The organism is Paenarthrobacter ureafaciens (genome assembly GCF_004028095.1).
GTDB classification, from domain to species: Bacteria; Actinomycetota; Actinomycetes; order Actinomycetales; family Micrococcaceae; genus Arthrobacter; species Arthrobacter ureafaciens.
The window spans coordinates 560,059-579,879 of sequence record NZ_SBHM01000007.1 but is presented as its reverse complement, the minus strand read 5'-3'; the positions used below and the strand labels follow the sequence as shown (position 1 = coordinate 579,879).

Below are 19,821 nucleotides of genomic sequence, written 5' to 3'. Positions count from 1 at the left end.
CGGGGGTGGATACGTTACATCATTGGAAAAGGTCCGGTTGGGGTTGGTCGCGGACATCCTTGAGGGAGGTTTGACGATGAGCCAGCGCAGGGCGGTCACTGTGATCAAAGCACGGGCTTACGCCCGGGGAACGCGCCCCGAGAAGGTCCGGACCCTTGATGAGTTGATCGAGTTGACGGGTTGGAATCGGGATTATGCCCACGGCGTGCATTGCGAAAGGCGCTGGAGCTCAGGCCCGTGCGGGCCCGGCCGGCTCCGGTTCTGGTTCCGATGCTTCGTCGTGATGGTGAGCTGTCCTTGAATGATGATGAAGCGATGTTATTGATGCGGATGGGCGCGGCGACGATTGACCGGAACCTGGCACCGGAGCGGGCGAAGTTGGTGTTGCGGGGGCGCTCCCATACCAAACTGGGGTCGCTGTTGAAGTCACAGATCCCGATCCGTACCTGGGCTGAATGGGACGACGCGGTCCCGGGATACGTAGAGATCGACTTGGTGGGCCATGAAGGCGGCGTGGCATCGGGAGAGTTCTGTTTGACGCTGACGGTCATCGACATTGCCACCGGCTGGACGGTGAACCGGTCCGTGCCGAACAAGGCCTAGAAGTGGGTGTTCGAGGCCCTGAAGCATGCGCTGAACCATTTCCCCTTCCCATCGACCTTTGATAGCAGAATGCCGCTGCCGAAGCTCTCCGGGCATGGGCAGGACGGCAAGGACACCGGCTCATGAACCTCAGCGGATACGACGAGCTGGGCACCATCGCCACCTCCGGCGGTCAAGAACTCCGGGCAAAACTCGTCCTCGGCAGGGACCTCGACCGCTCCACCGTGGAAGTCCGCATTGAAGGCGTAGCCAAGGCAACGACTCAGATATCCCCTAGAGGTCTGCTCTCAGCTGATGTGGGCACCATCAGGCAGCTTGAAAACAGGGTCTCGTCATTGCCGCGGCTTGCCGCTGACGTCGAAACACGCCATCCGGAAGCCCTCACCCGCATCGTGCAAGCAGACAAGGCGCTGGCAGAACCTTTCAAACACGCCGAAGCCCTCAAAGCCGCCCAAGCCAACTCCGCTCGCATCGACCAACTCATGGCCGACGCAACAAGACCGGTAGAGCCCGCACGGACCGAATCTCGACCGGAAGTCGACCCGCGGCTGGAGCAGATGCGACGCGTCATTCCCGCGACAACCGGGCTCCGCAGCCCCGGAGCGGCGTAACGGAAGCTCAGCCGTCGACTCTGAACTAGCCGCCCCAACAACGGACAGGGTATGAACGGTGAACACAATGCGAAGATGAACGGCTCGGTCTGACGCACATGTTGCGAGGGCTAACGCTGCGCCTCAGGCTCCGGGAAACCCAGACGGGTATCGGCCTAAATAGCCTCGCCGTCAGACTCGCCCGGCCGTAAGGTAGGTCCATGAGTAGTGATCGGCGTTTCTCCTTGTTGGCCGACGCTGTGGACTTGGTTGGGCGCGTTGATACGACTACTGCGGCTAAGCAGATCTACCTGAGGCCGGATGCGAACCTCGAAGCGTTATCAGCTGCCAGAATTGAAATTCACATGATGCTAGAGGATTTGGAGGAGGATTGGCTGAGTCGGGACCTTAGGCTTGCCGACGAAGCACTCTCGATAGCAGAGCGCTGGCGTTTAGAACAGTGAATCTGTCCCATGGAGCGGGTGCACGCAGCTCCGTTACCTTGTCAAGAGCTACTATTTTGGCCCCATCGTTTCACTCAAGGGTGAGGTGCGAAAGTCCGGTGGTGGCAGCTCCGCATATTCACAGAAACTACTTAGTACCTTCTTGATCGCAGCAACATTCGTCACAACCCCGAGATCGAGCGATTCGTCTATTTCATACTCAGTTTCAAAAACATTGATAGGGTTTTTTCGGTTGTAAGATTCAGTGACAATTCCGGCGAACAGCGCCAGCTGGCGGCGTATCAGTCGGGAATTATACAGGAGCGTGTCCGTGCGTGCTATGAACAGGGGGCTTCCACTACTGCCCTGAAAGACGCTTGCATCGATCAGGAACGCCGGCTTGCCGTCGAAGTCCAGCGTTGCTGGGGTGGCGGTGCCCCCCCGGCGAATTATCGGCGTCTGATTCACTGAGTCCCAGCGGCCATCAGGGAATCCTAGAAAGAAGACATCTTCGAGCGCATCAAGCGAGGCATATTCCTCTTCTGAAGGAAATTCCGAGACAGGCAGGGACCGCCAGAAGGGTTTATAGCCCGGGTACTGCTCCTCGAACTCTCTTAGAACGGCCCCGAAGGGTATTATCGCGATGTCAACATCGTCGTCGGTTGAAAAGAAGCGGTCGCCTTCTAGTTCCATTCGTACCTGCACAGTGTGGCCCAGTGCGACTTTTCTCGGCCCCTCGCTCGCCGTCAGGTGTATGGAAATCTCGACAGCATGCTCGAGGACGTGCCTGTTGGTAACAAGTACCGGCGTGAGCGAACCAGGCACTACCTCGAGGTCGACGATCAGACAGGTTCCCACATTGCCATCTCCATCTTTGCGCGTAGTGACGAGACGCAGCACGGAGAACATCAGATCTTTGTAGAGGGTATTCACTTCCATCACTCAAACTCTAATGCCTTACGTCAAGCTATCGGTGCCGGAGCTGGCGGTGACAAGGGTCTTTAGGAATTCAAAATGACCATCGGGGGAAACAAGCTTTTCCGCGTACTAGTGGTCGCCGTTCACTGCGGTGCTGCAGATTTGGGATCGCCGAGTGATGTAGTGGGAAATCCAGTATCGAATATCAACGGATGACCATCATCATTCGAGCGGTGCCAAGACCAGCCAGCATCGCCCAGATTGCCCTCGAATCTTTCCTGTTCCCCGGGCGGAACTTCATTGACGAGCACCATAGCTCCTGATCCATCAGGCAGATCAAGTTGCCCGACTTTGCCGATGCAATCGAAAGACACATTTACATCAGGAGCGCCGTGGGAGATCATGATTTCAAACCACAGAGCAGATCCGACAGCGGCGGGAGTCCACCAGGATATGTTGGCCTTCGAACGTTCGGCCGGCCTTGACTGAGCGTTGCGGAGACTAGCCGTGGGGACGATAACTGAGACAGCTCTGCGCCAGTTTCCTGCCATGAATGGCGGTGGTTCAAACCGCGCAAGAACTCGGTCCCCAGCTGATCCTTCCTTTTCCCACCACGCACTGGTGTAAGCGAGACGCCATGAGTCGGATTGGTGAAGCGATAGCTTCAACTGGTTCATCTCGGCGCGACTTCCGATATATAGGTCTCTGGTGTTTCGGGACCCTTGTAGCTTCCAACTGGCTGATCTAAGCCCGTCAGGACTACCTACTGCAAAGCGGAGCTCGCCTCCGGCGTTAGCCATAATTTCCGGCGGTGGAGTCGCGAAGCCTTTCATGCTGTGAGGGTATGCGGTTGGCGGAATCGAAGCTAGTGCAGCGACCATCCCGCTACGTCAGAAACGACCGTTATGTAGTAGTTAGTAGTAGCCATTGCCACCCGCGACGCCGTTGGATGCAGAACAGATCGCTTCTGAATTCGAAGTTTGATCTGTCAGAGCAAACTTTATGGGGACTGCAACGTCCCCCTCGATTCAGAGAGCAATTCCTGGATGCCGCCGGTTTAGCTCGCTGAATCTAAGGGATCAACCCCGCAAGTAAATCTCAGGTAGGCCTACTTGCTCTGATTCCACAGTGCGATTCTTCTGATGCAAGGCTTCTCCACGGAAATATCAAGAGTGTCGGACGTCAGGTCGCAACTATGAAGTGGATTCCGACCCGTCCAGAAATGCAAGCTACACTATCGATCTGCTCAAGTGCGTGGTTATCCTTCAGCTCTCTTGTGCCCTCGTCGACACAAATAACCCAGATGGGGAACTCTTCTCGGAGGGCCGGCTCTCGTCGCCGCAGACCATTGACTGTGTTGTGCCCCAGCTCGGAGAGCTTGCTGAGGCGTCGGTCCAATTCCTCCTCTAAAGCTTCGATGTCGAAGGTAGGTGTAGAGCCGCCAATCGATGCAGCTAGGGCTTTGTCTCTGTGGAGCCCGGTGTACCCCGAAGGTGAGCGTTTGCAAAAAAAGACCAATCTCGGGCCCTTGTGGCGGCTTCAGCTTGGGGGTGCTGTGTCGCGCCAGCTTGGAAGCTCCGTTTCGTCAAATTCGAGATCGCGCTGCACCAACTTTCTATAGTCCATGAAGGCGTCATCCGCTGCCATCATTGGGCCAACTGTGCCGTCTGGGAGCCTGCGCGTGGCATCGGCAGCGCGTCTAGCGGCTACCGCTGCTTCGGCTCTAGCGAAGAGCTCGACATCGACAAGTCTTGTTCCAAGCTCTCTGGTCCAGTCAGGCTTGGGGGCTTCGGTGCCGGGAATGCCGACACGCGTGTGCATAGCCATCCAATGCTGGAGTCGTAGGTGCTCAGCGAGTGCCGGTATTTCGGGACAGAATTTGGTAGGTGAGGCTTGTTAGTTACACGAGCGTCAGTACGGCAGCCTGAACGCGCAGCTGCAAGAGAGGGGCCTCGCTGGTGGCACGCGAAATCTTTCATCTGGGAGAGCAATTCCCCTCGTAATTGGTACTATTTTTGACGTCAATGACAGTAAAGAAATAGAATTGAATGACTGACGACGCTGCCCGAAGGACTGTATTTCCGGGCAAGGCGGGGTCTTGGCTCCAATGTGCCTTTTTCCAGTTAATCTGGACCATTCTCGTGCTGAGCTGTGTGGCCTTAACGATTGAGGTGCGCCAGCAGTGGCCGGAGTTCTTCGTTCCTGGTCATGCCATCGGTGAGTTCATTCAGAACCTTGCTCACGCCCCTAATTGGTGCGGTTCTGTTCAACTGGATACTCACTGAGATTCCAGCGGCCCGACGTCGCCGATTTGCCTATCACAGAGACCTTCTGGCATTTCTGGTCCTGGTCTAAAGTGGTCCGAACATACATGCGTTTTATCGCTTGGCAGCCAAGAGGCTGGGTGTTGCAGAGCTGCCCTTGGACGCTTGTAGTAGCTCCAGCCTGGAGAACTTTGTTTGCGCTATCTATGAAGTTCACCCGGCCCCTTCGGTCCCGAGCGAAGGCAACTGCTGGCCAACACCATTTGGGCATTCAAACTTCGCTGAATGGATTAGAAGCCGCTACATACTTTTAGATTCCACACGTGACAGCGGGATGTGCACATAGCTTGGGAGTTACAGGAGGGAGCCAGCCGACTGTATAAGGCTCTGCCGTATTGCGCCCCGGACTTGGATCTGCAGGTGGAGGGGAGAGGGAGCTTTCCGAACTACTCTCCAACTGAGAACCCGAGGCTGGAAGACCTGGTCCCCGTGGCCTAGTACCAGAGTCTACTGGCGACCCACGGCATTGGGATGGATCTCGAAGCCAAAAGTCGTCCCGGCTTCTCCGAGGACGCGGTTTCGTCCGCAAACAGCAATCATTGTCCAGAGCCGTTCCACTGTGTCCGCGATGCGCTGGTTGGTAGAGGCAGAGACTTGGTCCCACAAAGCGTTGTTCGAATTGGCATCCATGGCGGCTTGGTACATGGCGGCGATCTGAGGATCCTGAACTACAGCATCCTCTATGCTCTGCCAGTAAGCGCTGGGACTATCCAAGAGTTGGGGAGTGTCTCCAAGTCTATCGAGATGATAAAACCGCCCGGACTCGCCATATCTGCTGAGAGTGGTAATGAGCGGAACAATGACGGCATCGGCTTCAACCCCTGTCAGGAGGCCCCGTACGTATTCCGTGCTTCCAGCCGTTCTTTGCGAGAGTTCGGCCATGAGAGTTGAATGCATTTCGGTCAGGTTATGGCCAAGGCTCTTCATCTGCCTCTTGGTGGGCCAAGCCTGGTTGGAGTCCAGGGACACGAGTCCAAGCGTGAGTTTGTAGAGTTTCTCGACGCCTATTGAAAGCGTGGTCAAGATCGGATCCCGTGTTGTCTCCAAGAACGCGGCCGTACGAACAACGTGGGTACCGTAGGCCAACAGGTTTCTGGCAGACGTCATCTCTTCGATGAGTGCGAATGCCTTTTCTCGGTCTAAGTGGGGTATCGACATGTGGTCACCCTATCGGTGAACTCAAGTTGCGCTATCCTCTCGGGCCTTTCCCTCCGGCTTGCTGGTCTGGGCGGACCGGGAGATGCCGATACCGGGTGATGCCAGCCAGGCCAGTCTTGCTGACGACCTCCCGTAGGGGACGCCCTTGTCCCGCAACATAACCGCATGTTCAATCTTGTAAGGGCCGTTTGGCCGTGGCCACAGCCCGGGCATGAGCGGCCCGTTCCGCAGCGTACATCACAGCGAAGAGCGCCAGCATGACAACGGTCAGTTGCGCCATCGGCCTGTTTGGGTCCGAGGTTTCGATCGGTAGCGGATTAGCCAACGTGCAGACCCCGCCCCGCGCTCTTTAAGTTCGTGCGTCAGATTCAGGGTGTCGCGGACCGTTCGGCCCAATCTGTCAAGGTATGAACCACGATCATGTCGCCGGCTGGGGCCTGTTCCAGTTCGCTTTGAAGTTCGGGTTGGTGGGTGGTGGCTCCGGACTTCTTGAAGGCAATACCCAGGTGAAGCGCTGGACTGCTAACGGGCCCCATCACCTTGATGATGATGAGTCCGAGTTCGAGGACATCTGCAAGTTGATCAAACCGCGAATACTAAATTTCCTAGTCAATCCGCCAGACGATAGTCTGAAATCTCGGGGTGTTCATGCCCGGTGCCATCAACGAGTGCTGCGAATCTTCGCTGGGGTCGTTGGCAGAGATGTTTGGACGGACGTCGGAACTACAGAGCGGTTCGCCCAGTCCGTCAGAGGGTATGAGCGCTGCCGAGACACTTGGTTGTCCGCTGGAATCTGAAGTATGCGGATCATCTCCCTCCTAGGTTTTTTCATGAGTGGCATCTTGTGCATCAAGGCGGTGACGACCGTGTTGACCTCTCGGGAGCGGTCGGAGAGCACAAAGAAACAGTCGGTGGTTGGAGACGCGTTCCGCACCAACGCGAGACGGCAAAAGTCCAGAACGAACTTGTCCACGTGCAGTGACTGGGACCCGCCCACGTCGCCTCGATACAGGCAGTGGGTCCTCCGATAGTTGGGGGCTGAATGAAAAAGTCAACCTCGCGCTTCCGTCCTGGAGCGGGTTTGCCTGCTCTTGCTGGCGCAGGGTGAGGGTAGCTCGCGTGCGGTACGGGGGCGCCGGGGTCAAAGTTCGCTGAGATGATCTCGTTCATCACAGCGTGTAGGTAGTACTCCCCGATGAATGCCCTCGTTCACATACGAAGTCGAATTCAATGCGGGCAGTAATACCCTCTGACAATTTTCTTCCCATGTCTTTCGCATAACTCGAGCATATTGCCTATGCTCTTGCCACAGATTCTGCCTCTTTGCAGGTATACATGTTTTGCCTAAGCCGGGCCAGTTCTTGACGTTTAGCTCGACAGCCCATTCAGCGCTGTTGTTGAACCTCAACCGTAGATGATTCGGTCGCGCGACGGCCTATGCAGGTGTACCACTATCGGCCATGTCCATTTTGACATGGCCGCTACCTCAATCCCAGTTCAACGAAGCTGGCCCTAGCATCCTGATCGGTGGCGCATATGTCCTTCTAGGCTTGACTCAGGCTCACGTTGGACATCATGACCAATCGAGCGGTCAGGTGATGTCGCCGGTTTTGGCCTGCACAAGTTCATCAATTTCAGAAATTAGTGCTATGCACGCATTCCTAACATTCACAAGGTTGGCTTCTTCTAGAACTATGTTGTCGCCATTGAGGTCAATATTAGCCAGGGCGATCTTAGTGGTGGTGGACGCACGTTTGTTGCGCTGAATTCGAGTCAGTTGTCCCAGACCGTGTGCTATAGCATTACGCACCTCGATGAGCTGATTGACCCTGGTCCAGCTCGGCTTGATTTCGTACCAGTTCTTGTAGGCATCCTGGATGCCCGACCAAGTGCTCACAGCCGACGTCGATGCTTTCTCCCAGATAAGAGTCCGAATTGCGTTACCTCCCGGCGACACCTCATCTTCAGCCAGCTCGAGCAAGCGATCCGCGCAGAAGGCTTCGGTGATGGAGATCATTCGTAGGAAAGTCGCCTGGCGCTGTACTTGAAGACCATCAAATGCAGGCGATGCTAGACGGGCCGGTGCTTTAGCGGGCTGAGGGCTTGGCGTCTGCAGTCGATGCATCCCCAACGTCTGATTGAGTAGCCGACAGGCCGCTTCCGCGCGAGATCCAAGGACGGCTGGTAGGCTCATGATTCGAGGGTTTTCAAGAGGAGTCTTTCGATTTGATCTTCGGCGACCGATTGGGCCGCTTGAGGGTCTGACTGCGCGATTCCCCAAAGTACCAGCGACCGCCACGCCGGACCGACCTGGTCCAGCGAGGCGGTGAGCTTGCTGACGTCACCGCGATGCAACCGGCCAAGCGCCGCTGCCGCCGTAGCTGCCAACGCCGGATTTGGGTCGGCCACACACTCTTGTAGCCATGCGTAGTGTTGATAATCAGTCTTAGCTGGCCGAATGCTTCCGGCTGCTTCAGCAAGCCAGATCTTCTGCCAAACGCTAAAGCTCTGTTCCTCGAAGAGAAGATCCAAGATTCGGCGGAGCTTAGTTCTAGCGCCTGGACCGGTGCTCGCCAGTTCTATTATGTATGTGCTGATCTGAGGAGTCAGCGCAGGTTCGAAACGCAGGAGTTGTGAGAGGAAATCAACGGGTTCAGTGATACCCGAACGGCCCAATATTGGAAGAGCCCTTCCAAGAAGAGTCTCCGTGATAGCAGCCTCGGTGATTGAGTGCTTAGAATTTCCCTCTTTTTCCTCCACCCATATCTTCCAGGCTTTTTGGGCAGCTCGCGTTTGCTCCGGCTTATCGACCGTTACTTCGTCCGGCGGCGAGGAGAATAGCGCGTCTTCCTCAAGCACAGGCTTAGCGGCCGAAGCGGCCAAAGTCTTTGGCACGTCGTCGGGTGCGCCGTCGTCCGACTCATCCGAGTATCCGTCCAGGAATAGGAGCCGTAGGTCCTCGTCGTGCCCATCGCCTTCCTCAAATAGTTGCTTCTCGGCGTCACTGAAAGCGTTCAGTGACAGCACGTAGTTTGGGGCGGTGTAGGTGAAAGTCTTGGCTTCATTAAGGGTTAGGCCGAGCGAGCGGACCTCTCTGGCACATGTTTCGAGCGCCTGCCGGGCATGAGCAAGTGAAGGCGATGCGATGCGAAAGTCGTCCGAGTAGGTCGTTACGTGGTATCCAGCACGACGCATCCGGCGTCGCACGGGGTCGATATACGTATCGCCCAGGATGTCGCTCGATCGATGGACTTGCGGGAGGCCGACGCGCCGCCCCATAATCCGCCACAAGAGTTCCTTCAACGCAGCGATGGCAGGTGCTTCGCCAGTCTGGGCTTCTAGTTCGTCCGCTAGCCGATCGTGATCGACATACTCGTAATATGAGGTGACGTCGGTCTTGCTGATATATCGTGCTTGATCCGCAGCCAGAAGTGACGTCTTGAACTCTTCGTGCGGCACTCTGGTGACGAGTTGGGGCGGCAGAGTCTCCGCAATCAGATCAACCAGGGCACGGAACAGCACCCTGTCTCGCAGGGTCATCTCGCTGATGGGGCGCCGGCCCCTTCGGTTCTTTTCGACAAAGAGGATATCCGCGAGATCGCCGAACTGGCCTTTGGCGTACTTGGGTCGTAGCAGTGCGCGAACTTCATTCGCCTTGGTCGCGAGTGCAATGCGATCCGGACGACGTGGCATCAGCCGGTTCGACATCGTCATTTCCAGTTCAACGGCGCGCTCTAAGTTGAGGCGCTTTAGTAGCTCAGGGGCAAGATTCACACTCTCATCATGACTTAATTCACTGCGTGTTGATGGCATCGGTTCAACCAGCCACGCCGAAATCGACGCCGCACCGGCTCGGAATATAACTTCGGCTGTCGGACTACAACCTGGGTTGTCCACAGGCGAAAAATCGCATCGACAAACCCGCGGTTTAGCTTTGGGCGTCCATAGCATTAGGTGCTTCTCTGACTCCAGTCTCCTGAGGGATAAGGCTAAGCTGAGGAACGCCGGTGGGCGCGACAGTGACGTGGCGGCAAGGATCATCAGAACTGCTCCCGGAAGGACAAACTAATGGCTCGGCCGACAGTGCAAGACGTCGCCAGGACTGCTGGCGTGTCCGTCGGGACCGTGTCGCGCGTCTTGAACGGGAGCTCCGCGGTCAGTGCGTCGGCCAAGGAAAAGGTCAACGCCGCTATCAAGGAGCTCAGTTACCGCCCGCTCGCCTCAGCAAGGGATCTCCGAAGAGACCGCACAATGCGTGTCCTCGCCCTGGCCAAGAACCTCGACTCCCTCGTCATCAGCGAAGTCTTCCGAGGCGTAGGAGACGCCGCCGCGGACAACGGTTACGTCAGCCTCATCGCAGCCACGGATGGGGACCGCGACCGCGAACAGCAACTCGTGGACATGCTGCGGAACGGCTCGGTGGATGGCCTTGTGATCTTCTCGCCAACGATGCCCGACGAAGACGTCAACACGGTCGCCGAGCAACTAAGTGTCATCCAAGTGTGCGAAATCGTCGACGCCGAGGCAGCATTCGGGGTGTCCATCGATGACCGCCAAGCAGCCTACGACATCACCAAACACCTCATCGACACCGGCGCCAAGAAGCTGGCGATGCTCGCCCACAGGGGTGCCCGCTCGGGTCGGCTTAGGGAACAAGGCTTCCGCCAAGCGCTCACGGAGGAAGACCTGGAACCGGGCCAAATCCTCCTCGGCGAAGGCAACTTCGGTTTCCATGCAGGCCGCGAGCTCACCAAGAAACTCCTGGAGACCAAAGACCTCCCGGATGCGATCTTCTGCGGGACCGACGTGGTCGCTGCCGGGTGCGTCCGTGAGCTCACCGACGCCGGGCTGAGAGTTCCACAAGATGTTGCCGTTGCCGGTTTTGACGACTCCGCCCAAGCAGAAATGTGCGTCCCGGAGCTGACCACGGTCAGGCAGCCGGCATACGAGATGGGCCGCGTAGCCTTCGCGGAACTCCTGGAACGCATGACTGTCGAAGGCGCGCACCGCAAGGGCAGGACCTTCCTCCCGCATCAACTCGTCATCCGAGACTCCACAAAATAACGAGGGTTGACAGCTCCGCGTGGCGACTGTCACACTTCTTTGGAATCGATTCCACGGCCGCAAGGCCGTTTTCTAAGAGCACTTTTGGAATCGATTCCAAAGGACCAGCAAAGCAACACCGGCAACGAAGCCAAGCTCAGGACGCAACACAGCCAAAGCAACCTGAACCACCATCCCCACAGACCAAAGGAGCCACTCGTGGACTTGAACCGACCTGCCTCTCCGCTCCATAACAAACGAAACCGAAAAACCCTCGCCGCCACCGCCATAGCCGCAGCCCTCCTCCTCAGCGCTTGCGGCGGGGGAGCAGCACCCCAAGGTGCGGAACAAGCGGCAGCTGCCGATCCGGCGTCGGGCGCTAATGCCAGCGGCGCCGTGAACATCTGCGGCGTCAAGGACGCGAGCGGCATTTACAAGGGCACAGCGGAAGCCTTCACCAAGGCGAACGGCAAGGTCACGGCCAAGTACACCGAGATCGGCGCCACCACGGACGAGGCCCGCACGCAGATTGTGCAGCGGCTCGAAGGCAAGTCCACTGAGTGCGACCTCTTCCTCACGGACGTCATCTGGACCTCCGAGTTCGCCTCCCAAGGCTGGCTGTTGGACCAGACCAAGCTGGTGGAAGCCAACAAGGACCGGCTCATCCCCTCCACTGTGGAAACCACCAAGTACCAAGACAAGTACTGGGCCTCGCCGTTCTTCACTAACGCCGGATTGATCTACTACCTGAAGGACAAGGTGGCCAAGCCCGAGTCCTGGCAGCAGCTCTACGCGGAAGCCGCAAAGGCTCCCGGCAACGCTTACGTATACCAAGGCAAGCAGTACGAGGGCCTCACGGTGAACTTCCTCGAAATGCTCTACAGCGCAGGCGGCGAAGTCCTCAACGACCAAGGCGACGTCAAAATCGACTCCAAGGAAACCCGCGACGTCCTCAACTTCATGAGCGACGGCCTCAAGAACGGCTCAGCCGACCGCGCCGTCCTCACCTACAACGAAGATCCCGCCCGACTCGCCTACGAGTCCGGCGACTTCGGATACCAGCGCAACTGGCCGCACGTCTACCGCCTGCTCAACGCGACACCGCTTGCGTCCAGCTTCGGCGTTGCACCGCTGCCGGCATGGGAAGGCGGAAAGGCCTCCGGTGTGCTGGGCGGCTGGAACCTGGCGATCTCGGCCCACTCCACCAACCAGGCCGGAGCTGTCGCGTTCATCGATTTCGCCACCACCCCGGACTGGCAGAAGCACGTGGCCATGGACTACTCGCAGGCCCCCGTCAACGAAGCTGCCTACTCTGACGCCGCGGTGCTCCAGAAGATGCCGTTCGCTACCGAACTCCTCGCCTCGGTAAAGGGTGCCAAGCCGCGCCCGATCTCCCCGGTCTACCCGCAGATCTCGCAGGCCATCTACAAGAACGTCTACGCCGTGCTGTCCGGCACCGCGTCCACTGAGGACGCCGTGAAGAAGATGGCCGACGAAATCACCACGGCCAAGGCGAGCTTCTAAACATGGCCACCAAAACCATCGTGCCGGGAGCGCCCCCAAGCGCGCCCTCCAACGCACCAAGAACAAACGCCCGCGACCGTGCCGAACGCCGCCTCGCCTTCCGGATGACCGCCCCGTCGCTGATCCTCATGGCCCTCGTGGCGGCGGTCCCGATCGGCTACGCAATCTGGCTCTCCCTGAACCAATACAGCGTCCGCACGGCAGGCCTCTCACGGTTCGTCGGCCTGGATAATTACATCGCCGCCCTGACCAGCCAGGAGTGGTGGGCCGCGTTTGGGCAGACCTTCACCTTCGCCGCCTTCTCGGTCACCTTGGAGCTGATCCTCGGGACGGCCATGGCGCTATTGCTCAACCTCGCGTTCAAGGGCCGCGCGCTTCTGCGCACGGTGGTCCTCCTGCCGTACGCGATCGTCACCGTAGTCAGCGCCATCACGTGGCAGACGATGTTCCAGCCCGACCTCGGCCTGGTCACCAACGTCCTCTCCGCGCTTGGTCTGCCCGGCGGCGACGTCGTGTGGCTGGGTGAGCGCGGCTACGCGATGGCCGTCATCGTGCTCGCCGACGTCTGGAAAACCACACCTTTCGCGGCCCTCATCATCCTGGCCGGCCTGCAGGTCATCTCCGCCGAAACGTACGAGGCCGCCGAACTCGACGGCGCCAGCAAGTGGCAGACCTTCGTCCACATCACCTTGCCGCTGTTGCGTCCGGCGATCGTCCTCGCCGCGATCTTCCGCACCATGGACGCCCTCCGCGTCTTCGACCTGCCGTTCGTCCTGACCCGCGGCGCCAACGGCACCGAATCAATGTCCATGCTGGCCTACGGCGAACTCCGCGAAAACCGGCTGGTGGGCGAAGGTTCGGCCCTCTCAATCCTGACCTTCCTCACCGTCATGGTGGTCTCGGTCATCTATATCCGCTTCGGCGGCGGCAACATCCGCGACGTCGCGAAGGAGGAGCAATGAGCACGCTGACAGCAGAACGCACGACGGCGGCACCCGCCACCGGGACCAAGTCGCCGAAGCGCCGGCTCAGGGGCGAAGCGAAACTCCACCCCTTGGTGTGGGTGTTCGTGGTGGCCGTCATGGGCTTCTCGCTCATCCCGTTCTATTGGCTGGTGAACACCTCCCTTAAGAAGGGCGCGAGCCTGTCCCAAGGCGAGCTCTTCCCGAGCCAGCCGACCCTTGAGAACTACCTGGTGGTCTTCCAGAACCCCGAGTTCCTCCTGGCCCTGCGCAACTCGGTGATCATCGCCGTCGTCACTACAACGGTGGCGCTGGTGTTCGCGTCCTTCGCTGCGTATGCGCTGGCGCGGCTCAAGATGCGCCGTAAGGGAATGATCCTGACGCTCATCCTGTCGGTGACCACGTTCCCGGCCATCGCGATCGCGGCTCCGATGTTCTCCATCTGGCGCGAAATCGGCCTGTACGACACTCTCTTGGGCCTCATCATCCCGAAGTTGACGTTCGCGTTGCCGCTGGCGATCTACACGCTGACGTCCTTCTTCAAGGAGATCCCGCGCGAACTCGAAGAATCCGCGTACATGGACGGTGCCACGCCGTTTGTCGCGTTCCGGAAGGTCATCCTGCCCCTGGCGGTCCCCGGCCTGGCGACGACAGCGATCCTCGTGTTCATCTCGGTTTGGAACGAATTCCTCCTCGCCGTCACGCTGACCACCTCGCCGGAATCCCGCCCGGTCCCCGTGGCGATCGCGTTCTTCAGCGGCACCAGCGAGTTCGACCAGCCACTCGGCACCATCAGCGCCGCGTCAGTGATCATCACAGTCCCGCTCGTGATCCTCGTGCTGCTGTGCCAGAAGCGCATCGTCTCCGGCATGACCGCCGGGGCCGTCAAAGGCTAGGCCACTTCTGTGTCACAGAATCCAGCAACCACCTACAAACTCCTCAAAACCCCAGAAAAGAACAGGAAAACAGTGAGCATTCAGCAGCAGGCCCCATCCGCAACCCTCAAAGTGGGAGTTGTGGGCATCGGTTGGGCCGGCCAGCAGCACCTCAAGGCATACAACAACATTGAGGGCGTCGAAATCGTGGCCGTCGCCGGGATGGAAGCCGACCTCCTCGCCCAGCTGAAGGACGAATACAACATCCCCCACGCCCTCACCCGGTGGGAGGACATGATCGAGCTCGAAGACCTCGACGCCGTCAGCATCGCCGTGCCCACCTTCCTGCATGCGCCGATCGCCATCGCTTCGCTCGAGCGGGGACTGCACGTGCTGAGCGAGAAGCCAATCGCACGCAACGCCGTCGAAGGTCAAGCAATGGTGGACGCCGCCCGCAAGGCGGGACGCGTCCTGGACGTTGCGTTCAACCACCGCCGCCGCGGCGACATCCAGGCGCTCAAGCAAGTGATCGACGACGGGACGCTGGGCCGCCCGTACTACGCCAAAGCGTCGTGGCTGCGCCGCCAAGGAATTCCCATGCTCGGCAGTTGGTTCACCAACCCGGCGCTCGCCGGCGGCGGTCCGTTGGCTGACATCGGCGTCCACGTCCTTGACTACGCACTGCACCTGTTGGGCGAGCCGAAGGTCCTGGCGGTTTCCGCCTCGACGCATTCGGAGCTCGGTCCGCGTGGCCTCGGCGGCAACGCGCGGTATACGGCGTCGAACTCCAGCCACAAGTTCGAGGTGGAGGACTTCGCCTCCGCGTTCATTCGTCTGGAAGGCGGCGGCACGTTGATTCTTGAAGCGGGTTGGGCCGCGTACCGTGACGAGCGGGACCTGATGGACTTCACGGTTTACGGGACCGACGGCGGAGCGGACTTGCGCTCGGTGGGCGCCTCCGAGAACCCCGTCGCAGATGTGCACATCTTCACCGAGAAGGATGGCGAGAACGCCGACTTCGAGGTAGTGGCCGAACCCGGGCGAGCCCACCAGGCCGTCGTCGAAGATTTTGTTGCTGCCGTGCGCGGCGGCGAGACGGTGTGGGGAAGCCACGACGGCTCCCTCGCCCTCAGCCGCGCGCTGGTGCTCGATGCCTGCTACAAGTCCGCCCTGGAACAACGCGAAGTGAGCCTCTGATATGTACGACAAGAAACTGAAGGTAGTTGTCTGGAATGAAGGCGTCCACGAGGCGCGCAACGAGCCCGCCACCATCGGCGAAATGTATCCGGAAGGAATCCACGGCGCCATCGCGGCGGGACTCCGCGGCTTCTACCCCGACTCGGAAATCTCAACGGCAACCCTCGCCGATCCCGAACACGGACTCTCCGAAGAGGTGCTGGAGCAGACCGACGTGCTGCTGTGGTGGGGGCACATTGCCCACGACCAGGTTGCTGACGAGGTAGTTGAACGAGTGCAACGCCATGTGCTCGGTGGCATGGGCCTGATCGTGCTTCACTCCGGGCACTTCTCGAAGATCTTCACGCGTTTGTTGGGAACCACATGCTCTTTGAAGTGGCGCAACGAGGGCGAACGGGAGCTCGTTTGGACGGTCAAGCCGTCGCACCCGATCGCGGCCGGCATTGAAAGCCCGATCTTGATTCCCCAGCAGGAAATGTACGGAGAACTCTTCGATATTCCGGAACCAGACGACCTGATTTTCATCAGCTCGTTCGAAGGGGGAGAGGTGTTCCGCTCCGGCGTGACGTTCTCGCGGGGCAAGGGACGGATCTTCTACTTCAGCCCGGGCGATCAGGAATACCCGGTGTACCACCAGCCGCAGATCCAGAAGGTCATCGCCAACGGCGTCAGTTGGGTGGCCCAGCCTGGTGTCTTCCGCGAGGCGCCCGAGGTTTCCAACCCGGCCCGGGGCTGGTTCGAGGCCTAGGCCTTTCCGTACTCACTTCAAAGGAGCAGCAACATGAGCACCTCCCTTCCCGCCGGGCGTCCCTTGGTGACTGGCCGTCCCTTGGGCGTGGCCGCCATCGGGTACGCCTTCATGGGCAAGGCCCACTCCAATGCGTGGCGGAACGTGGCCAGCTTCTTTGAGGTCCCGGCCTTCGAACAGAAAGTGCTCGTTGGCCGGGACGCGGTCCAGGTTGCGTTCGCGGCAGGGAAGTATGGGTGGTCGGAGTCGGCGACTGATTGGCGCTCGGTCATCGACCGGGACGACATCGACATCGTGGACATCTGCGCACCGGGTTGGATGCACGCCGAGATCGCTATCGCCGCGCTGGAAGCGGGTAAGCACGTGCTCGTGGAGAAGCCGCTGGCCAACACTGTGGATGAGGCCGAGCTGATGGCCACCGCAGCAGCATCCGCTCAGGCCCGCGGTGTCCAGTCGATGGTCGGTTTCAACTACCGCCGGGTTCCCGCGCTCGCCTTGGCCCGTGAGTTGATCGCCGAAGGACGTCTCGGAACCGTGCGGCACATCCGTGCCGCTTACCTGCAGGACTGGCTTTCCGACGTCGAGACTCCCATGAGCTGGCGGCTCCGGAAAGAGACGGCCGGCTCCGGGGCCCTAGGGGATATCGCCTCCCACGCGATCGACCAGGTCCAGTACCTGACCGGTCAGGCCGTGACCGAGGTGACCGGGCGGTTGAGGACTTTCGTGCCCGAGCGCCCGGGCCCCGGCGGCATGGAGAAGGTGACGGTGGACGACGCCGCGTGGGTCACTTTGGGCCTTACCGGCGCCCTCAGCGCATCGGTGGAAGCGTCACGGGTGGCTACCGGACAGAAGAACTCGCTCAAGATCGAAATCTACGGGTCTTTGGGTTCTTTGACCTTCGATCTGGAGAACCTGAACGAGCTCGGCTTCCTGGACGCCACGCTTCCGGTGCGCGAGCAGGGTTTCCGCCGGATTCTGGTGAATGAGCCGGAACATCCCTACCTCGAAGGGTGGTGGCCCCAAGGGCACATCATTGGCTGGGAGCACACATTCACCCACCAGATCCGGGACTTCCTCTGTGCCATCCGGGATGGTGAGGCGCCGTCGCCGTCGTTCGACGACGGGCTGCAGGTTCAGCGGGTGCTGGCCGCAGTGGAGGAATCGGCTGCGAGGAGGAGCGTGGTGACGGGAGTTCCGTCTGGCTGCACATCACCATCACTCTCGATTTGACCGAACCGAAAGGGTCATTCGGTGTCCCTTCTGGAATGCCGTGCTGGTCAGGGGGCCCGGCCGGGTCCGTTGTCGGGGTGGTTTGGGTTCTGCATCCACGGTGTGGGTGGAATGGCTGCTGGTGGGCCGGCCGGTGCCTGGGCGTAGGCTGCGGGTTGGCGTTGCTTGCGCATGTTCATGATCAGCAGGACGGCCATGCCGACTACGGCCAGAACGAGCACTGCGACGATGGCGATCAGCCACAGGGGGATCCCGGGCGCATCTTGTGTGGTGCTGGTGGGCGCATCGGCGGCGGCTGCCGGCGTCGCGGACGCGGTTGTGGCCTCGGCTAGTTTGACGCCGTTGGAGGTCAGGAAGTCGCGGAGGGTTTGGGTGTCGGTGATGTAGTTCGCTTGCCCTGATCCGCGGGCAACATAGGCGGAGTTGATGCCGATGACTTCCCCGTCTTCGTTCACCGAGGGGCCGCCTGACATACCGGGTGTGATGTCGGTGTCGATTTCCGTGCGCGGAACACCCTGGGTTGAGTAGCTGCGTGAGCTGACAGCCCCGGAACGGTAGGACGGCTTTTGCCGTTCAACGTCCGAGGTTGAACCGACGAGGTCGGGGAATCCGACGGACGTGACTTTTTCGCGCACTTTCGGTGCCTCCGCACCCAGCGCCAGCGCGGGGGTATCCTTCATGTCGGCAATCCGCAACAGCGCGTTGTCGCCTTTCTCGAAGCCTTGCTTGGCGATGAGCTGGGCCGTGATGGCCGTTTTGCCGCTGAGCAGACCACCGTCAATGCCCGAGGGCTGGTCGACCTTGATGAGAGGGTCCGCCAGTGACAAGGGCCAGTCGACGTTTTCGGGTTTCACCCCGGTGAGGCCCTGCTCGTCAATGACTTTGGCGTAAATGCTGGTGTAGAGGGCGTCATCGGCGTCGACGCAATGCCCGGCCGTGGCCACGTGCCCGGTCGTGCTGACAAACCAGCCGGTGCAGAGAGTGACCAGCGTGGTCTTGTAAGTTTCCGTGGTTCCGTCTTTGAAGGGAACCTGCACTGTTGCCGACCACGCTGTATCGACCCACACAATGGATTTGTCGATCGTGTCGGAGTTGACCTCCGCCGTGGCCGGTGCGGCTGCCAGCAGCGGGATCGACAGTGCGGCGGCGAGGGCCAGCGGAGCGGTGTGCTTTTTCTGTGCTTTCCAGGAGGTGCGGGGTGTTTTCATTGAGGGCTTCCTGATGTTCGAATGCTCTGAAATTGTGTGCACCCCAGCCCGTATGTGGAGTGTAGATGAGACTTCCCGGAGGAACCATGCCTCGGAGGTACTCGATTTTGCCCGGGTCCACTACTTGCCCGGGAGGGCCGCTTACCTGCTGCACAGTTGGCCGTTCACGTTGGACGACCACATAGGCGTTTGTGCAAAGCGACTCTGCACAAAATCCGACCTGGCCCATCCACCTCCGCCAGGCGCTCTGAGCCCCTGCCGCGGTTTTCCTAGATGCCATCAAGGCATTAGACAATTCATTGGATAAACCCCTAGTGGCCGCGTATCGTCCCTTGGATGGGGAAGACAAAACCGAACCGCGCCGCTGTGGCGATTGCCGCCGTCGTACTTGCTGCTCTGGCGGGTTGCGCCGAGGCGCCGGCCACAACCACGCCAAGCAGCAGCAGTCCTACGCCAACGGCAGCCTGTCCGATCACCGGCACGGAGCCTCAGCAAGCCAATTGCATCGCCTACGACGGCGACGCCGCCATGGCCCACAACGAGATGTACCGGCAGCGGCCGAAGCTCACCCCTGAGATGCTGACGCAGCTTAACCAGCACGTCGAGCCCGCAAAAAAGGCGCTCGCGGCAGTACCCCGGCCCGTCACCGGCGACGACGTCGAAGCGGCGCTGACCAGTATCGACCTGACGGACATACGGACCGACGACGGCGGAAAGGGCGTCAGGTTTGGTGCGGCGGTCCGCAGCGGCGGCTGCATCTACGGTTTCATGCCGAACGACGGAGAACCGGAGTTGGCGACCGGTGGCCCCATCATGGACGGTGGTTGCCTGGAGATGATCGGCCACTAGACCGGGCCAAAACCCACCACCTAGACCACCCGCTTCCACCACCTAGATCGGCCCGTCCACCACCTAATTTGGTTCCGCCCGATCGTGGAGCCCGTCCACGCCCATAGTGTCCTTCTCAGGAACGAGCCGAGCCCGTCCGGGTCGCTCCA

General features: G+C 59.8%; 18 protein-coding genes. 12 read left to right on the top strand and 6 right to left on the bottom strand.

Going from position 1 to position 19,821, the window contains the following annotated elements; translation table 11 throughout:
* Positions 1-297 precede the first annotated feature (297 nt).
* The 3 genes from AUR_RS20490 (at position 298) to AUR_RS06830 (ending at position 1,657) form a co-directional block, all read left to right on the top strand.
* A complete protein-coding gene (locus AUR_RS20490; RefSeq protein ID WP_228145639.1) occupies positions 298-603 on the top strand; it encodes a hypothetical protein in 306 nt (101 codons plus the stop codon).
* A 122-nt stretch (positions 604-725) separates the two neighbouring features.
* On the top strand, positions 726-1,214 hold the full coding sequence (locus AUR_RS06835; protein ID WP_062098037.1) for a hypothetical protein: 489 nt from the start codon (positions 726-728) through the stop codon (positions 1,212-1,214).
* A gap of 200 nt (positions 1,215-1,414) precedes the next feature.
* The gene (locus AUR_RS06830) at positions 1,415-1,657 is read left to right on the top strand and encodes a hypothetical protein (RefSeq protein ID WP_062098035.1); all 243 of its coding nucleotides are present in this window, start codon (positions 1,415-1,417) and stop codon (positions 1,655-1,657) included.
* Positions 1,658-1,708: 51 nt separating this feature from the next.
* On the opposite strand, the gene AUR_RS06825 is transcribed toward AUR_RS06830, so the two are convergent.
* Together AUR_RS06825 and AUR_RS06820 are read right to left on the bottom strand one after the other, a co-directional pair.
* Positions 1,709-2,575: a S1 family peptidase gene (locus AUR_RS06825; protein ID WP_062098033.1), complete on the bottom strand. Its 867-nt coding sequence runs from the start codon at positions 2,573-2,575 to the stop codon at positions 1,709-1,711.
* Between the two features lie 122 nt (positions 2,576-2,697).
* Entirely contained in the window at positions 2,698-2,958 is a 261-nt protein-coding gene (locus AUR_RS06820; RefSeq protein ID WP_128397093.1) for a hypothetical protein, read from the bottom strand.
* Between the two features lie 1,644 nt (positions 2,959-4,602).
* Between AUR_RS06820 and AUR_RS06815 the strand changes: the two genes are divergently transcribed.
* A complete protein-coding gene (locus AUR_RS06815; protein WP_062098027.1) occupies positions 4,603-4,839 on the top strand; it encodes a hypothetical protein in 237 nt (78 codons plus the stop codon).
* Between the two features lie 486 nt (positions 4,840-5,325).
* On the opposite strand, the gene AUR_RS06810 is transcribed toward AUR_RS06815, so the two are convergent.
* The 3 genes from AUR_RS06810 to AUR_RS06800 all read right to left on the bottom strand — a co-directional run bounded on the left by AUR_RS06810 (position 5,326) and on the right by AUR_RS06800 (position 9,810).
* Positions 5,326-5,901, bottom strand: coding sequence for a hypothetical protein (locus tag AUR_RS06810; protein ID WP_128397092.1), 576 nt, complete (start codon positions 5,899-5,901; stop codon positions 5,326-5,328).
* 1,726 nt (positions 5,902-7,627) lie between these two features.
* Positions 7,628-8,053, bottom strand: a complete 426-nt coding sequence (locus AUR_RS06805; protein WP_062098020.1) for a hypothetical protein — start codon at positions 8,051-8,053, stop codon at positions 7,628-7,630.
* A gap of 173 nt (positions 8,054-8,226) precedes the next feature.
* Complete coding sequence (locus AUR_RS06800) at positions 8,227-9,810, bottom strand: RNA-directed DNA polymerase (protein ID WP_062098018.1); 1,584 nt, start codon at positions 9,808-9,810, stop codon at positions 8,227-8,229.
* 294 nt (positions 9,811-10,104) lie between these two features.
* On the opposite strand from AUR_RS06800, the gene AUR_RS06795 reads away from it, so the two are divergent.
* The 7 genes from AUR_RS06795 to AUR_RS06765 all read left to right on the top strand — a co-directional run bounded on the left by AUR_RS06795 (position 10,105) and on the right by AUR_RS06765 (position 17,615).
* Positions 10,105-11,100, top strand: a complete 996-nt coding sequence (locus AUR_RS06795; protein ID WP_062098016.1) for a LacI family DNA-binding transcriptional regulator — start codon at positions 10,105-10,107, stop codon at positions 11,098-11,100.
* Positions 11,101-11,298: 198 nt separating this feature from the next.
* Positions 11,299-12,603, top strand: a complete 1,305-nt coding sequence (locus AUR_RS06790) for an ABC transporter substrate-binding protein (RefSeq protein WP_062099350.1) — start codon at positions 11,299-11,301, stop codon at positions 12,601-12,603.
* 2 nt (positions 12,604-12,605) lie between these two features.
* Positions 12,606-13,565, top strand: coding sequence for a carbohydrate ABC transporter permease (locus AUR_RS06785; RefSeq protein ID WP_062098014.1), 960 nt, complete (start codon positions 12,606-12,608; stop codon positions 13,563-13,565).
* Positions 13,562-14,461: a carbohydrate ABC transporter permease gene (locus tag AUR_RS06780; protein ID WP_021473502.1), complete on the top strand. Its 900-nt coding sequence runs from the start codon at positions 13,562-13,564 to the stop codon at positions 14,459-14,461. Before AUR_RS06785 ends, AUR_RS06780 begins: the two co-directional genes overlap by 4 nt.
* Before the next feature lie 72 nt (positions 14,462-14,533).
* On the top strand, positions 14,534-15,637 hold the full coding sequence (locus AUR_RS06775; RefSeq protein WP_062098012.1) for a Gfo/Idh/MocA family protein: 1,104 nt from the start codon (positions 14,534-14,536) through the stop codon (positions 15,635-15,637).
* 1 nt (position 15,638) lies between these two features.
* A complete protein-coding gene (locus AUR_RS06770) occupies positions 15,639-16,385 on the top strand; it encodes a ThuA domain-containing protein (RefSeq protein WP_062098010.1) in 747 nt (248 codons plus the stop codon).
* A gap of 33 nt (positions 16,386-16,418) precedes the next feature.
* Positions 16,419-17,615 (top strand): Gfo/Idh/MocA family protein, encoded by a 1,197-nt coding sequence (locus AUR_RS06765; protein ID WP_062098008.1) that lies wholly within the window; start codon positions 16,419-16,421, stop codon positions 17,613-17,615.
* Positions 17,616-17,662: 47 nt separating this feature from the next.
* Here AUR_RS06765 and AUR_RS06760 read toward each other — a convergent pair whose 3' ends face one another.
* A complete protein-coding gene (locus tag AUR_RS06760) occupies positions 17,663-18,823 on the bottom strand; it encodes a S1 family peptidase (protein WP_062098006.1) in 1,161 nt (386 codons plus the stop codon).
* Between the two features lie 336 nt (positions 18,824-19,159).
* Here AUR_RS06760 and AUR_RS06755 point away from each other — a divergent pair, with 336 nt between their 5' ends.
* Positions 19,160-19,672, top strand: coding sequence for a hypothetical protein (locus AUR_RS06755; protein ID WP_062098004.1), 513 nt, complete (start codon positions 19,160-19,162; stop codon positions 19,670-19,672).
* Positions 19,673-19,821: the final 149 nt, after the last annotated feature.

Coding starts and splice junctions, on each gene's coding strand:
- AUR_RS06835 (WP_062098037.1), top strand. CDS start 726: ATGAACCTCAGCGGATACGACGAGCTGGGCACCATCGCCACCTCCGGC.
- AUR_RS06830 (WP_062098035.1), top strand. CDS start 1,415: ATGAGTAGTGATCGGCGTTTCTCCTTGTTGGCCGACGCTGTGGACTTG.
- AUR_RS06825 (WP_062098033.1), bottom strand. CDS start 2,575: ATGGAAGTGAATACCCTCTACAAAGATCTGATGTTCTCCGTGCTGCGT.
- AUR_RS06820 (WP_128397093.1), bottom strand. CDS start 2,958: ATGATCTCCCACGGCGCTCCTGATGTAAATGTGTCTTTCGATTGCATC.
- AUR_RS06815 (WP_062098027.1), top strand. CDS start 4,603: ATGACTGACGACGCTGCCCGAAGGACTGTATTTCCGGGCAAGGCGGGG.
- AUR_RS06805 (WP_062098020.1), bottom strand. CDS start 8,053: ATGATCTCCATCACCGAAGCCTTCTGCGCGGATCGCTTGCTCGAGCTG.
- AUR_RS06795 (WP_062098016.1), top strand. CDS start 10,105: ATGGCTCGGCCGACAGTGCAAGACGTCGCCAGGACTGCTGGCGTGTCC.
- AUR_RS06785 (WP_062098014.1), top strand. CDS start 12,606: ATGGCCACCAAAACCATCGTGCCGGGAGCGCCCCCAAGCGCGCCCTCC.
- AUR_RS06780 (WP_021473502.1), top strand. CDS start 13,562: ATGAGCACGCTGACAGCAGAACGCACGACGGCGGCACCCGCCACCGGG.
- AUR_RS06770 (WP_062098010.1), top strand. CDS start 15,639: ATGTACGACAAGAAACTGAAGGTAGTTGTCTGGAATGAAGGCGTCCAC.
- AUR_RS06765 (WP_062098008.1), top strand. CDS start 16,419: ATGAGCACCTCCCTTCCCGCCGGGCGTCCCTTGGTGACTGGCCGTCCC.
- AUR_RS06760 (WP_062098006.1), bottom strand. CDS start 18,823: ATGAAAACACCCCGCACCTCCTGGAAAGCACAGAAAAAGCACACCGCT.
- AUR_RS06755 (WP_062098004.1), top strand. CDS start 19,160: ATGGGGAAGACAAAACCGAACCGCGCCGCTGTGGCGATTGCCGCCGTC.